Consider the following 14793-nt stretch of genomic DNA (forward strand, 5'->3'; position numbering starts at 1 on the left):
TTAAGTGAGTGCAATCAGACCAGAAGAGATTAGCTCCCTCATTAAAGAGCGGATCGCTAACTTTACATCTGAAATCGAAGTTGTGGATGTAGGCACAGTCATCCAAGTAGGTGACGGTATTGCTCGTGTTCACGGTTTGGAAAAGGCCATGCAAGGTGAGCTCCTCGAGTTCCAAAATGGCGTAATGGGTATGGTACTCAACTTGGAAGAAGATAACGTGGGTGTCGTTATTATGGGACCTTTCCGCGACATTAAGGAAGGCGATACTGTAAAACGTACCGGCCGCGTTATGGAAGTTCCAGTAGGGGAAGCGCTGCTCGGCCGCGTTGTAAACCCACTGGGTCAACCTATCGATGGTCAAGGCCCTATCGCAAATGACGGTTTCCGCCCAATCGAGAGCCCAGCTCCTGGTGTTATGGCGCGTAAATCCGTACACGAGCCACTCCAAACAGGTATCAAAGCGATTGACGCGATGATCCCGGTTGGTCGTGGACAGCGTGAGTTGATCATTGGTGACCGCCAAACTGGTAAAACAGCAGTGGCGCTCGACACGATCATCAACCAAAAAGGTAAAGATATGATTTGTATCTACGTTGCAATCGGTCAAAAGCAATCCACCGTTGCAAACATCGTAGAAACACTGCGTAAAGCAGGTGCTCTAGATTACACAATCATCGTTTCTGCTACTGCGTCTGACCCAGCTCCAATGTTGTACCTGTCTCCTTATACTGGTGTAACAATGGCTGAGTACTTCATGTACAAAGGCGGACACGTTCTGTGCGTATACGATGACCTGTCCAAACAGGCTGCAGCATACCGCGAAATGTCCCTCTTGCTCCGCCGTCCTCCAGGCCGTGAAGCATATCCTGGTGACGTATTCTACTTGCACTCCCGCTTGCTGGAGCGCGCTGCGAAACTGTCTGATGATCTGGGCGCTGGTTCCATTACGGCTCTGCCATTCATCGAAACCCAAGCGGGTGACATTTCCGCGTACATTCCAACCAACGTGATCTCCATCACGGACGGTCAGATCTTCCTGGAGACAGACTTGTTCAACGCAGGTCAACGTCCAGCGGTTAACACTGGTCTTTCTGTATCCCGTGTAGGTGGTTCCGCGCAAATCAAGGCGATGAAAAAGGTAGCAGGTCCACTCAAGCTTGAGTTGGCTCAATACCGTGAGTTGGCTGCGTTTGCTCAGTTCGGTTCCGATCTGGACAAAGCGACCCAAGCTCGTTTGACCCGTGGTGAGCGTTTGATGGAAATCATGAAACAAGGTCAGTTCGATCCAATGTCTGTTGAGAAGCAAGTGGCTTCTATCTATAGCGCTACAAGAGGTTTCCTGGATGACATTCCAGTAGCAGATGTGCGCCGCTTTGAGAAAGAGATGTTGTCTTTCTTGGATTCCAACAAACCGCAACTGTTGGAGCACATCCGCACAACGAAAGACCTTCCAGATGAAAAAGAATTCAACGCAGCGATCGAAGAGTTTAAAAAAGGCTTTTCGGTAACTCGCTAATCGTTAACCTGATAGACATCAGATGCATGCCGGGCCATTTGCCCGTGCATGCGTCCTCAAGGTGGTGAAAACGAGTGGCTAAAGGAATACGTGAGATTCGACGCAGTATCAAAAGTAAAAAGGATATGCGCCAAATCACGAAAGCGATGAAAATGGTGGCGGCTGCAAAGCTTCGCCGTAACCAGGATAAAGCTGAGGCGGCACGCCCGTATGCTGACAAGATCCAAGAAGTGATCGCAAGCATCGCGAGTGGGAACTCTGGTTCCAAACATCCAATGTTGCAAAATCGTCCGGTGAAAAAGACTGGTTATATTGTCATCACTTCCGACCGTGGACTTGCTGGGGGTTACAATGCCAACATTCTCCGTAGAGTGGTAAATACCATTAACGAGAAGCACAAGTCCAAGGATGAGTATGGTATTTTTGTGATTGGCCGCAAAGGTCGTGACTTCTTCAGCAAACGGAACTACCCTCTTTTGGAGGAAGTGACAGGTCTGCCAGCCAGCCCAGCCTTTGCTGATATCAAGAAAATTGCCGGTGCAGCAGTCCAAATGTTCGAGAACGAGCAGATTGACGAACTGTACCTGTGCTACAACAAGTTCCAAAGTGCAATTTCGCAAATACCTACCGTAAAACAATTGCTGCCATTGGAAGCTCCCGAGAGCAACAATGCGCGCGAATTGAATTACGAGTATGAGCCGTCCTCGGAAGAAGTATTGGCGGATCTGTTGCCGAAATATGCGGAAACACTGGTTTACAGTGCACTCCTCGAAGCAAAAGCTTCCGAAGAAGGTTCCCGTATGACTGCAATGGGCAGTGCGACAGACAATGCTACGGATATGATCAACCGTTTAACGTTGAGCTACAACCGTGCTCGTCAGGCAGCCATTACACAAGAGATTTCCGAGATCGTTGCAGGTGCAAACGCACAGGCTTAGTGGCAGCGAATAGCTCCCAATTTAGCTTTACAGGAGGGAAGAAGTAAGATGGCGAATGGACGCGTGGTTCAGGTAATGGGTCCGGTTGTTGACGTCGAGTTCGACCGCGGACACCTGCCTGCCATTTACAATGCGATCAAGATTCAACATAAAGCACAAAGCGCTGGTGAGCGCGACATCAACTTGACTGTTGAGGTTGCTACTCATTTGGGCGATAACTTGGTTCGTACCGTTGCAATGTCTTCCACTGACGGTTTGGTTCGTGGTATGGAAGCAGTTGATACTGGTGCAGCTATCTCCGTTCCAGTGGGTGCAATTACCCTCGGACGCGTATTCAACGTATTGGGTGAGCCGATCGACCTGCAAGAACTCGGTCAAGTAGATCGTCGTGACCCAATTCACCGTAAAGCTCCTGAGTTCGTAGACCAAGCAACGACTGTTGAGATCCTGGAAACAGGTATCAAAGTTATTGACCTCTTGGCTCCGTACATCAAGGGTGGTAAGATCGGTCTGTTTGGTGGTGCGGGTGTAGGTAAAACCGTTACTATTCAAGAGCTGATCAACAACATCGCGCAAGAGCACGGTGGTATTTCCGTATTCGCTGGTGTAGGTGAGCGTACCCGTGAAGGTAACGACCTGTACCACGAGATGAAAGACGCAGGCGTACTGCCGAAAACCGCGATGGTATTCGGTCAGATGAACGAACCGCCTGGTGCACGTCTTCGTGTAGCTTTGACTGGTCTGACTATGGCGGAATACTTCCGTGATGAAGAAGGCCGCGACGTTCTTCTCTTTGTTGATAACATCTTCCGCTTTACTCAAGCGGGTTCCGAAGTTTCTGCTCTCTTGGGCCGTATGCCATCTGCGGTAGGTTACCAGCCAACACTGGCTACCGAAATGGGTCAGCTGCAAGAGCGTATTACTTCCACGAAAAAAGGTTCCGTAACGTCCATTCAAGCGATCTACGTACCAGCGGATGACTACACTGACCCGGCTCCTGCTACTACGTTTGCTCACTTGGACGCTACAACGAACTTGGAGCGTTCCATCGCTGAGTTGGGTATCTTCCCTGCGGTAGATCCACTCGCATCCACTTCCCGTGCTCTGGCTCCTGATGTAGTAGGACAAGAACACTATGATGTGGCTCGTAGCGTTCAAAAAATCCTGCAACGTTACAAAGAACTGCAAGATATCATCGCGATTCTCGGTATGGACGAGTTGAGCGACGACGACAAGCAAGTAGTTGGACGCGCTCGCCGCATTCAACGTTTCTTGTCCCAGTCCTTCCACGTTGCCGAGCAGTTCACTGGTAACCCAGGCCAATACGTGCCATTGAAAGAAACCGTTCGCAGCTTCAAGGAAATCCTCGAAGGTAAGCATGACCACCTGCCAGAGGGCGCGTTCCTGTACGTAGGTACAATTGAAGAAGCGGTAGAAAAAGCGAAGAAAATGGCGTAAGACACCCTGGAAAGGGGAGACGAGTAAGTGAGTAAGATGACAGTTGAAGTCGTAACTCCTGAACGAGTTGTCTACAGCGGTCAGGCTGAAATGGTGATTGCTCGCGGCTTGCAAGGGGAAATCGGTATTATGCCGAACCACGTGCCGTTGGTAACCCCGCTGAAAACAGCGCCAGTTCGGATTAAGACAGAAGGCGATAAAGAAGTAAAGATGGCTGTAAGCGGCGGCTTCATGGAAGTGCGCGGCGATAAAGTAACCATCCTTGCTGAAACGGCTGAATTGCCGGGAGACATCGATGTTGAACGCGCGAAGGCAGCGAAAGAGCGTGCTGAAAAGCGTTTGGCTGAGAAATATGCCGAGCTCGACGTCAAGCGTGCAGAACGCGCGCTGCAACGTGCGATGGCACGTCTCGACGTAGCGAAGTAAAGCGTAAGCTTGATATCCCCGCGCCCATGTGGCTGCGGGGATTTTTCGGTTATCAGGTGATGAATGATGAGCCATGGTAATCGGGCATGATATTTCCAGTTGGTAATTGCCTAATGTTTCTGTGTATAATAGACCTAATGCCCTGCCGACGAGCTACGTTAGCATGAAAAACAGCGGGAAAAAGCGGCATTGGCTATTGGGATTAAAGGAGAGTGTAATTGATGCAAACCGTTCGCGATATCCGCCACAACCAAGATGGCGTAGTGATTCCTAGCAGCTTTGCGGCTAATGGCTGGACAAGCGTGCTATCTCATGAAATGAAAGTTCTCTTCCAGGCAATGTGCTATGTAGTAACGAAGCATGAGTCAAAAGAAGAAATGAAAAAAGCTCTGGACGAGTTCGAAGCATTGAAAGGCACATTCACCGAGCCTGTTAAAGAAGGCTTTAAGTCTGAAGAGGATTTTAAAGGCTATGTAAACCTCTTGAACAGATTCAAAGCGTTCATGAGCCGTTCCGATTATGCATATCCGACATCTCTTGACGAAGCGATTGAGCTTTTCGTGAAGTGGGGTCTGGTAATCGATAATGGAGATGCTTGGGATGTACCGGTTTATCCATTCCCAGACGCATCTGAGTTGTTCAAGCTGAGCGAAGCAGAATCTCTTGCATTGGCTCATGTTAAACTGGAAGCATTGGTACATCCGATGTTTAGCCGCCTCGTGATGAAGCTGCACGAGCAAGAAGAAAATACGTTCAGCATGTCCAAAGCAGAAATGAAGCAATTGCTGAACACCAATGATCAGATGCTGGCAGAGGTTCTGATCAAGCTGACTCCATATATGGAAGAAGCGATTGAAAATATGCTGGAGATCCCAGAAGACGATAAGATGAACTTTGCGATTGTATGGGAGCGCATTTACGAGGACTTCCTCGGACAGCAATTTTCAAACAACGTTCAATAATTAAGAGAATAAGAGGATCAGACGGACATATTCGTTTGGTCATCATACTATGCTGGAAAAACTCGGGGAGAAATCTCCGGGTTTTTTCCCTTTATATGGCACAAAAGGAAGGCTTTCGTTAGACACCCTATTGGCAATTTGCTATAATGATAAAGGTATTTTTTTCTAGCAGTATCATTTAGCGACAGCGTTCATACCTACACCTTTGATGCTGCGAGCAGTACCCTTTTGAGGGAGTCACGACTTCTTCTGGAGGACAGCGCAAGACGATTCATACCTTTCTCAAGAGCGGAGGGAACGTGGGTGAGTGACATCTATACCAACAATTATGTGATTGTCGCGATCTTTTTGATTCTTGGTGTGCTGTTGCCCGTGGCTACAGTCAGTTTTGTTGGTCCATTACTTCGTCCAAAGAAACCGACACGGGAGAAGCAAACTACTTATGAAAGCGGTAACATTCCTGTTGGTGACAGTTGGGTGCGTTTCAACGTGAAGTATTACATCTTTGCCCTCATGTTTGTCATCTTTGATGTAGAAACACTCTTTCTGTATCCGTGGGCCGTCGCTTACAAAGAACTGGGGCTCTTTGCCTTAGTCGAGATGGTCATCTTTATATCCTTGCTCATCGTAGGATTGATTTACGCGTGGAGAAAGAAGGTGCTGGAATGGAACTAGATCTGACAAGCATTGCGCCTGAATTGCAAGAGGAATTGAATCGCAACGTCATGTTCACGACATTGGAAACGGTGAAGGGATGGGTTCGCAGTAACTCGTTGTGGCCATTAACCTTTGGCTTGGCCTGTTGCGCGATCGAAATGATGGGAACGGGTGGGGCTCGTTATGACCTCGACCGGTTTGGCGTTATTTTTCGAGCATCCCCAAGACAATCTGATGTCATGATCGTAGCCGGAACCGTCACGAAAAAGATGGCCCCACTGCTGCGCAGGCTGTATGATCAAATGCCTGAACCAAAGTGGGTGATTGCCATGGGCTCCTGTGCGACAGCGGGAGGTCCGTATGTGCGCTCGTACAGCGTGGTAAAAGGTGTAGACCAGATTGTGCCTGTCGACGTATATATTCCAGGTTGTCCGCCTAACCCTGCCGCTTTGATCTACGGAATTAATAAGCTTCAAGAAAAAATCCGTTACGAAGCGAAGACTGGGAAGCAGGTGACCAATCTATGAGCGACGAGAAACGCAAGCCGACGCCGGAGGAAAAGGCAGCGGCAGCGGCTGAAGCCCGTGCCAAGGCAGAAGCTTTGCGAAAATTAAGAGAACAGGAAGCCCAGGCTTCCCAAGAGGCGAGCCAAGTGGAGCCATCACAAGAACCACAAGAGGAAGTCTCTGCTCCGGCTGCAAAACCTGTGTCTGAAATGACGCCTGAAGAAAAAGCCGCAGCCAAGAAAGCAGCAGCGGCAGAAGCGATTGCTAAGGCAAAAGCGGCGAAGGAAGCAAAAGAAGCTGCGGAAGCGGAAACTCCAGTTGCCGAGCAACAATCAGAAGCAGTTGCTACACCAGCAAAACCTGTGTCTGAAATGACACCAGAAGAAAAAGCCGCAGCCAAGAAAGCAGCTGCCGCAGAAGCACTAGCCAAGGCAAAAGCAGCGAAGGAACAGGCAGAAGCTGCTTCGCCACCAGTAAAGCCAGTGTCCGAAATGACCCCCGAAGAAAAGGCCGCAGCCAAGAAAGCAGCTGCCGCAGAAGCACTAGCCAGGGCAAAAGAAGCGAAGGAACAGGCAGAAGCTGCTTCGCCACCAGCAAAGCCAGTGTCTGAAATGACGCCAGAAGAAAAAGCCGCAGCCAAGAAAGCAGCTGCCGCAGAAGCACTAGCCAAGGCAAAAGCAGCGAAGGAAGCCGCGGAAACTGGAGCCGATACAGTTGATTCAGCTCCAGGTGCGGATGCCAAGGCAAAGGCAGCAGCAGCCGCAAAAGCCAAAGCAGCCGCCGCCGCAGTAGCGAAGGCAAAAACAGCGCAAGCGACTGGTGATGAGGCCCCGGCAGAGGAAGCGCCGAAAGCACCTTCCAAAAACCAGCCCTATCTTGATAAATACGTTTCAAGAATTTCCGAAGCATTTGGACAGGAAGTCATCGAGGCTTCGTATATTAACGAGCTGGGAAAGGAAGTTCCAACTCTCACCATTCAAAACGAACGTTGGTATCAAGTTGCCCAATATTTAAGAGATGACGAGCAATTGAGCTTTGAGTACCTGTCCGATCTTCACGGTGTCGATTATGAGGATCGCCTGGAGGTATACTACCACTTTTATTCCTACAAAAATCGCCAAAGCTTGGCAGTAAAGGTCAAAACGAGCAGAGAAGAGTCAAAAGTTGCTTCTGTAATGGACCTCTGGCATGGCGCAAATTGGAATGAAAGAGAGACTTTTGACCTTTTGGGTATTCATTTCCCGGGACATAAGGATTTACGTCGAATCCTGTTGCCGGATGATTGGGTTGGGTATCCGCTGCGCAAAGATTATGTGCAATACGACGAGGAGGTTTAGCAGATGAACCATAACATCCTCACGACTCATGTTGATACCTCTTCTGAAACAGGACTTCGTACGGAAGAGATGTTATTAAACGTAGGTCCACAGCATCCGAGTACACACGGAGTATTTCGCTTGGTAGTAAAAATCGATGGGGAAACCATTAAAGAAGCGATTCCGGTGATGGGCTACTTGCATCGAGGTACAGAGAAGCTGGCAGAAAACTTGACCTATACACAAATTATTCCTTATACAGACCGTATGGACTACGTGTCCGCCATGACCAACAACTACGTTCTCTGCCACGCAGTAGAAACGATGATGGGGTTGGAGATTCCAGAGCGAGCTCAGTTTTTGCGATTGATCGCGATGGAACTGAACCGGGTGGCGAGCCATTTGGTTTGGTGGGGAACGTTTCTTTTGGACATTGGTGCGATGGGGCCCTTCCTGTATGCATTCCGTGATCGAGAGACGATCCTGGATTTGTTTAATGAGCTATGCGGGGCGCGGATGACCTTTAACTACATGCGCGTAGGCGGAGTGAAATGGGATGCACCTCCAGGTTGGATCGACAAAGCCAAAGAATTTGTCCAGTACATGAAGAAAGAATTGAATAACTACCACCAACTGGTGACAGGGAATGAGATTTTCATCAACCGCCTCATAGGGATTGGAAAGTTCGATACAAAAACGGCATTGGATTACTCGCTATCAGGTGTCATGCTCCGCTCGACAGGTGTCAAATGGGATCTGCGCAAGGACGAACCGTATTGCATTTACGATCGTTTTGAATTTGATGTGCCGACAGCGACTGAGGGAGATTGCATGGCGCGCTATCATCTGCGCATGGCTGAAATTGAACAATCCCTGCGAATTCTTGAGCAGGCATTGGAGCAATTTCCGAGTGAAGGCGAAGTCATGGGCAAAGTACCACGTGTGATTCGCCCGCCTGCTGGGGAGACCTATGTGCGCATCGAGTCACCGCGGGGGGAAATTGGCTGTTACATTGCCAGTCAAGGCAAGGATAAACCGTGGAGATTGAAGTTCAGACGACCTTCGTTTACCAATCTGCAAATTCTGCCTAAGCTGTTGCAGGGGGAAAACCTCTCGAACATGGTTGCCATCCTGGGCAGTATCGACATCGTGCTCGGGGAGGTTGACTGTTGATGAATACTCTCTTGCAGCAAGCACCCTCATGGGGGACTACGCTTTGGTTTATCGTAGCGGCAGTTTTACTGCTTGCAGTCGTGTTGGGATTCGTTACGTACGCCATTTACTTTGAGCGTAAAGTGATTGGGTGGATGCAGCTGCGCATCGGGCCGAATCGAGTAGGACCATTGGGACTTCTCCAGACGGTTGCGGATGTTGCCAAGCTGCTATTAAAGGAAGATATTCGTCCGCAGCACGCTGACAAAGCGTTGTTCACTCTAGCGCCAATATTGGCCTATGCCCCTGCTTTCGCCGTGTTGGCGGTCATGCCTTTTTCGGACAGCATTCGTTTCGCTGATTTGGGAATAGGGCTCTTGTACTATATCGCCTTGTCTGGGATCACCGTATTAGGCGTGATCACGGCTGGCTGGGCCTCGAATAACAAGTACTCGCTGATCGGGGGTCTCCGCTCCGCTGCGCAGATGATCAGCTATGAAGTACCGCTGGTCATGTCCGTGGTGGGTATCGTCCTATTGACGGGCAGCATGAATCTCAAGGATATTGTCGAGGCGCAGCGGGATGTCTGGAATATTGTTCCGCAGTTTATCGGATTTGCTGTTTTTATCATTGCTGCTCAGGCTGAGCTGAATCGTACGCCGTTTGACTTGCCAGAAGCAGAGTCGGAGCTCGTTGGCGGTTACCACGTCGAGTACTCCGGTTTCCGTTTTGCGATGTTCATGCTGGCGGAGTATGTGTACATGTTCGGGATGGGTGCCTTGATCACGATTCTCTTTTTTGGTGGATGGTTGCCGATTCATCCATCGCTGGACTTCATTCCGGGAATCGTCTGGTTTATCCTTAAATTTTCAATTTACGTCTTCCTCCAGTTTTGGATTCGCGCCACGATGCCGCGCTTACGTGTCGATCAACTGATGTCGTTTGCCTGGAAAGTGCTGTTGCCCGTGGCATTGTTCAACATCCTGCTCACAGCCGTAGTGGTTTCTTACCAAAATGGCATGTTCTAGTAGCGACTTGATCGAAAACGACTACGTCCCATTGTTTTCATAGCGCAGGCTTCGCCATAGGCTTGCTTCGCCAAAAGCTAGCTTTCGTCAAAAACGTGGTGCAGCCAAGTTCTCAAATCCTGAGGGGTGACACACATGCTAGGACTGGCCAAAGGCCTGGGGTATACATTTAAAAAGCTCACGGAGAAAAAAGTAACCCACTTCTATCCGGATGTGCCCTTTCCAATGCCGCCTCGCTTTCGCGGTATTCAGCACTTTTCTCCTGAAAAATGCATCGTCTGCAACCAATGCGCACGCATTTGTCCGACGGAGTGTATTCAACTGACAGGGAAGCCCCATCCTGATCCGGAGAAAAAGGGAAAGATTATCGATACGTACGATATCAATTTTGAGCTGTGCATTTTATGCGATCTGTGTACAGAGGTTTGTCCCACTGAAGCGATTGTGATGACAAACAACTTCGAACTGGCTGCCTATAGCCGGGACGAATTGTACAAGAACTTGAAATGGCTGGACGACAACAATACGAACGTCAGGGAGGAGAATTAGTATGACAGGCGAATTCGTAGCCTTTTTTATCCTGTCCCTTCTGACGATCGGTGGCGCGGTGTTTATGATCAGCTTTACGCGCGTCGTCCACATGGTCATCTCATTGGGCGTTACGTTTATCAGCATTGCAGGTCTGTTTGTTTTGCTGGGAGCGGAGTTCGTCGGGGTCGCACAAATTCTAGTTTATTCAGGGGCAATCTCCATTTTGATGCTCTTTGGAATCATGCTGACCAAGCACGATGCGAACGATGAGGGAACAGGTCGGACATGGAAAAACCGTTTTATCCTGCTCTTTGTAATCGTTCTGTTCGGACTATTATTCTGGGGTGTGCAAAATACACCGTGGCCTGCGCCACCGCCACCTGCAGAGGCTCCTGTAAACAATGCAAAAGAAATCGGTATCGAAGTATTCACCAAATTCGTCATACCATTTGAGCTGTTGTCTGTTCTATTGTTGGTCGCATTGGTCGGTGCGATCGTCATGGCGAAAAAGGAGGGGGATAACGAATGACAGTAAGCATTTCCTCCTACTTAATGGTCGCTCTGATTCTCTTTTGTGTAGGTTTGTACGGTGCATTGACGAAGCGAAATGCAGTCGTCGTCTTGTTATCAATCGAGCTGATGCTGAATGCTGTAAATATTAACCTGGTCGCCTTTTCCAAATTCGGACTGTATCCATCCGTGACGGGACAAATCTTTACCTTGTTCACGATGACGGTTGCAGCTGCCGAGGTTGCCGTAGGGCTAGCGATTCTGATTGCGCTGTATCGCAACAAGGAGACCGTGAATGTTGATGAAATGGACCAAATGAAACGATAAGAGGGAAACCTGAAAAGGAGGACAAAGATGGATACTCTAATGCAATATGCCTGGCTGATCCCTCTGTTTCCGCTTCTTGCTTTCATCGTGATCGTCTCATTTGGTCGCCAATTGAAAGAAGGAGCGGCCATAGTGGGCATTACCCTGACGGCTGTTTCTTTTGGAATCGCAGTGCTCATCTTCTGGGAGAGATTCCAGGGTGGGGGAACCGATTACCATTATGTGATAGATTGGCTGCATATTGGCGATATCGTGATCAACATGGGATTCGAAGTGAATCCGCTGAATGCCATGATGCTCGTCATTGTGACATTGGTCAGTCTGTTGGTCCAAATTTATTCCAAAGGCTACATGCATGGGGATGAACGCTTTCCGGTGTTCTATCAATACCTGGCGCTGTTCACGTTCTCCATGCTGGGATTAGTAATCTCGCCAAATTTGTTGCAAGTATATATTTTCTGGGAGCTGGTCGGGGTATGCTCCTTCCTGCTCGTTGGCTACTACTACTTCAAGACAGAAGCAAAAGCGGCTGCCAAAAAGGCTTTTATCGTTACCCGCATCGGGGATCTTGCTCTATTCATCGGGATATGTCTGTTGTTCTGGTGGACCGGAAGTTTCGAGTACGGGGCGATTTTTGAGAGTATCGCACTCGGACGACTGGAACCATGGATGATTACACTCACGGCGATCCTCATTTTCGTTGGGGCCATGGGAAAATCAGGTCAATTTCCACTTCATACGTGGTTACCTGATGCCATGGAAGGTCCAACACCTGTGTCTGCATTAATTCACGCGGCAACGATGGTCGCGGCTGGTGTTTATTTGGTCGCTGCTACCTATCCGCTGTTTATCGCATCGGATACGGCTTTGACAGTTGTGGCGTATGTAGGAGGATTCACCGCCATATTTGCAGCTTCCATCGGTCTGACTCAACGGGATATCAAGCGTGTCTTGGCTTATTCCACAGTCAGTCAGCTCGGGTACATGATGCTGGCATTGGGTGTAGCTGGTGCTGCTGGTTATGTAGCAGGTTCCTTTCATTTGATGACGCACGCCTTTTTCAAAGCACTGCTCTTCCTTGGAGCAGGTAGTGTCATCCATGCCGTACATACGCAGGATGTATTCGAAATGGGTGGCTTGTGGAAAAAGATGCCGATTACCGCTTTGACTTTCTTGATCGGTTGCTTGGCGATTGCGGGGATCTTTCCGTTCGCTGGTTTCTGGTCGAAAGAAGCGATTCTGGGAGCTGTTTACGGAGCGCATCGCTACGATTTGCTGTTCATCGCGCTGCTAGCAGCATTCTTTACCGCATTCTATATGTTCCGTCTGTTCTTCCTGACATTCGCAGGGAAGGCACGTGGCAAGCACGAGGCGCACGAATCTCCAAGTGTCATGACAGGTCCGCTCTTGGTCTTGGCATTGCTTGCGGTTGTTGCGGGCTTTGTGAATACACCGTACGCGCCATTACTCTCTGATTGGTTGTTATCAACGAACACAGGGACGGCAATCACGAGCATTTTTGGGGAAGGCAGTGAGCATGCACCATCTTGGTTACAGATTGTGGCACTGTTGATCTCCATTCTTGGAGTCGTGCTGGCGTACCTGATGTACGGCAAGAAATCAATCTCCTCGGACACTATTCCAAAAACAATGCCGTGGCTCTATCAGCTCTCATACAAGAAGTACTACATCGATGAGCTGTATCACAACGTCATTGTTCGTCCATTAGGCTGGCTTGGATTTGTCCTGGATGTATTTGATAAGTATATTGTGGATGGTTTGGTTGGATTGACAGCAAAAATCACCCAAGGAATCGGATCTTTGCACGCAAGAGTACAAAGTGGGCAGATTCAGTCCTATGGGGCAATGGTCATATTCGGTCTGTTACTCTTGATCATCGCCATCAGTTTGACGGCTAGGGGAGGTGGACTCTTTGGGTAATATCCTTTTGTCATCACTGGTGTTCTCTCCGCTGCTGGCGATTCTCGTCATGGCCTTTATCCCCAGTCGACATGCAGGTGTGATCAAGCAGGTCGGGATTTTTGGAACGTTGCCGGCACTTATCTTGGCAGGTTGGATGTTCGGCATGTTTGATTACGAGACAGCTAATCTGCAGTTCGTAGAAAAGCACAATTGGATTTCGATTCCGATTGGAATGGCTCAGGCAGGTACCGTCTTTGCTTTTGAGATCAACTATGAACTCGGTGTGGATGGTATTTCGATGCCATTGATTTTGCTGACGGCGATTATCGGTACCCTCGCAGCAATTGCTTCGTGGCAGATCAAGAAGAGGCAGAAGGAGTATTTTATCCTGTTTCACCTGTTGTTGATCGGCATGTTGGGAGTCTTTGCTGCAGACAATCTGTTTCTGTTCTTCATTTTCTTCGAGCTGACACTCGTACCGATGTACTTCCTCATCGGGATTTGGGGATATGGGGAGCGCGAACAAGCAGCGAATAAATTCCTTTTGTATAACGGAATCGGTTCAGGGATTATGCTGCTGGCTTTCATCGTGATCTTTGTCATCATGCGGACGCTCAATATGGATGAAATCACGGCGATCCTGACGACACCAGGGCATCCGATAACCGAAATCCTTACGCCAGAAATGCGTTTTGGCATCTTCCTAGCGCTATTTATCGCTTTTGCGATCAAGCTGCCCGTATTTCCGTTCCACACGTGGATGCTACGCGTACACGTACAGGCTCCACCTTCTATCGTCATGATTCACTCCGGTATTTTGCTGAAGATGGGGGCATACGGTCTTTTGCGGATGGGAATCGGCTTCTTCCCAGAGCAGGCCTATGATTTCTCTACGTGGATGGCAGTTTTGGGGATTATCAACATTTTGTATGGAGCTGTGCTGGCCTTCGTACAAAAGGATTTAAAAATGGTGCTGGCTTACTCCAGTATCAGCCATATGGGTATCGTCTTGCTCGGTTTCGCATCGATGAACACGATCGGGTTTCAGGGAGCGATGTTCCAGGTGGTATCCCACGGCTTTATCTCAGCACTGCTCTTCTTCTTGATCGGTGTCATTTGGGATCGGACGCAGACATCGATGCTCGACGATTTGGGCGGTTTAGCCAAGTCCATGCCGTTTGTCAGCGGTGTGTTGTTGGCAGGCGGGATGGCTTCACTCGGACTTCCGGGCATGTCCGGATTCATTAGTGAGTTCTTTGCCTTCCTCGGTCTGTTTGGTCGTTTGCCAGTAATGGCAGCAGTGGGAGCGATTGGGATTGTCCTCACCGCAGTTTATTTACTCAGAGCGATCTTGAAAACGACTTTTGGCCCTACTCCAGGTAGATGTACAGGACTTGCTGATGCACAGCCGATGGAAGTCATTCCGATGGTAGTCCTATTGGGATGTATTATTCTCATTGGGGTTTATCCAGCAGTTCTGGGGAATCCGATGCAGCAGGCACTGAAAACGATCGTACCTATCGTAACGGGAATAGGAGGGTAA

Annotated in this window: 15 protein-coding genes; all 15 read left to right on the top strand. The window is 49.1% G+C overall.

Features of this window, described 5'->3' with window-relative positions; genetic code table 11:
• Nucleotides 1-4: 4 nt before the first annotated feature.
• The 15 genes from atpA (at nucleotide 5) to POF51_RS12990 (ending at nucleotide 14793) form a co-directional block, all read left to right on the top strand.
• Nucleotides 5-1516 carry a F0F1 ATP synthase subunit alpha gene (gene atpA / locus POF51_RS12920; protein ID WP_017252351.1) on the top strand — a complete coding sequence of 504 codons (1512 nt, stop codon included), beginning with the start codon at nucleotides 5-7 and terminating at the stop codon, nucleotides 1514-1516.
• Between the two features lie 74 nt (nucleotides 1517-1590).
• Complete coding sequence (gene atpG / locus POF51_RS12925; RefSeq protein ID WP_069850991.1) at nucleotides 1591-2454, top strand: ATP synthase F1 subunit gamma; 864 nt, start codon at nucleotides 1591-1593, stop codon at nucleotides 2452-2454.
• A gap of 48 nt (nucleotides 2455-2502) precedes the next feature.
• Nucleotides 2503-3912, top strand: coding sequence for a F0F1 ATP synthase subunit beta (gene atpD / locus POF51_RS12930; protein WP_007725462.1), 1410 nt, complete (start codon nucleotides 2503-2505; stop codon nucleotides 3910-3912).
• Between the two features lie 27 nt (nucleotides 3913-3939).
• Nucleotides 3940-4338: a F0F1 ATP synthase subunit epsilon gene (locus POF51_RS12935; RefSeq protein ID WP_017252349.1), complete on the top strand. Its 399-nt coding sequence runs from the start codon at nucleotides 3940-3942 to the stop codon at nucleotides 4336-4338.
• Nucleotides 4339-4559: 221 nt separating this feature from the next.
• Nucleotides 4560-5300: a DUF6042 family protein gene (locus POF51_RS12940; protein ID WP_017252348.1), complete on the top strand. Its 741-nt coding sequence runs from the start codon at nucleotides 4560-4562 to the stop codon at nucleotides 5298-5300.
• Between the two features lie 303 nt (nucleotides 5301-5603).
• Entirely contained in the window at nucleotides 5604-5975 is a 372-nt protein-coding gene (locus POF51_RS12945; protein ID WP_007725457.1) for an NADH-quinone oxidoreductase subunit A, read from the top strand.
• Nucleotides 5966-6484, top strand: a complete 519-nt coding sequence (locus POF51_RS12950; protein ID WP_007725455.1) for a NuoB/complex I 20 kDa subunit family protein — start codon at nucleotides 5966-5968, stop codon at nucleotides 6482-6484. Before POF51_RS12945 ends, POF51_RS12950 begins: the two co-directional genes overlap by 10 nt.
• On the top strand, nucleotides 6481-7800 hold the full coding sequence (locus POF51_RS12955; RefSeq protein ID WP_069850989.1) for an NADH-quinone oxidoreductase subunit C: 1320 nt from the start codon (nucleotides 6481-6483) through the stop codon (nucleotides 7798-7800). Before POF51_RS12950 ends, POF51_RS12955 begins: the two co-directional genes overlap by 4 nt.
• A gap of 3 nt (nucleotides 7801-7803) precedes the next feature.
• Nucleotides 7804-8952 (top strand): NADH-quinone oxidoreductase subunit D, encoded by a 1149-nt coding sequence (locus POF51_RS12960; protein WP_017252346.1) that lies wholly within the window; start codon nucleotides 7804-7806, stop codon nucleotides 8950-8952.
• Nucleotides 8949-9959, top strand: a complete 1011-nt coding sequence (nuoH, locus tag POF51_RS12965; protein WP_170831628.1) for an NADH-quinone oxidoreductase subunit NuoH — start codon at nucleotides 8949-8951, stop codon at nucleotides 9957-9959. Before POF51_RS12960 ends, nuoH begins: the two co-directional genes overlap by 4 nt.
• A 135-nt stretch (nucleotides 9960-10094) precedes the next feature.
• A complete protein-coding gene (nuoI, locus tag POF51_RS12970; protein ID WP_007722093.1) occupies nucleotides 10095-10508 on the top strand; it encodes an NADH-quinone oxidoreductase subunit NuoI in 414 nt (137 codons plus the stop codon).
• 1 nt (nucleotide 10509) lies between these two features.
• A complete protein-coding gene (locus POF51_RS12975) occupies nucleotides 10510-11019 on the top strand; it encodes an NADH-quinone oxidoreductase subunit J (protein ID WP_017252344.1) in 510 nt (169 codons plus the stop codon).
• On the top strand, nucleotides 11016-11327 hold the full coding sequence (nuoK, locus tag POF51_RS12980; RefSeq protein ID WP_007722089.1) for an NADH-quinone oxidoreductase subunit NuoK: 312 nt from the start codon (nucleotides 11016-11018) through the stop codon (nucleotides 11325-11327). The genes POF51_RS12975 and nuoK overlap by 4 nt, the downstream gene beginning before the upstream one ends.
• A gap of 27 nt (nucleotides 11328-11354) precedes the next feature.
• Nucleotides 11355-13268, top strand: coding sequence for an NADH-quinone oxidoreductase subunit L (nuoL, locus tag POF51_RS12985; RefSeq protein ID WP_069850984.1), 1914 nt, complete (start codon nucleotides 11355-11357; stop codon nucleotides 13266-13268).
• Nucleotides 13261-14793 carry a complex I subunit 4 family protein gene (locus POF51_RS12990; protein WP_017252342.1) on the top strand — a complete coding sequence of 511 codons (1533 nt, stop codon included), beginning with the start codon at nucleotides 13261-13263 and terminating at the stop codon, nucleotides 14791-14793. Before nuoL ends, POF51_RS12990 begins: the two co-directional genes overlap by 8 nt.

Origin of the sequence: Brevibacillus sp. AG (assembly GCF_028369215.1) — a bacterium.
GTDB classification, from domain to species: Bacteria; Bacillota; Bacilli; order Brevibacillales; family Brevibacillaceae; genus Brevibacillus; species Brevibacillus porteri.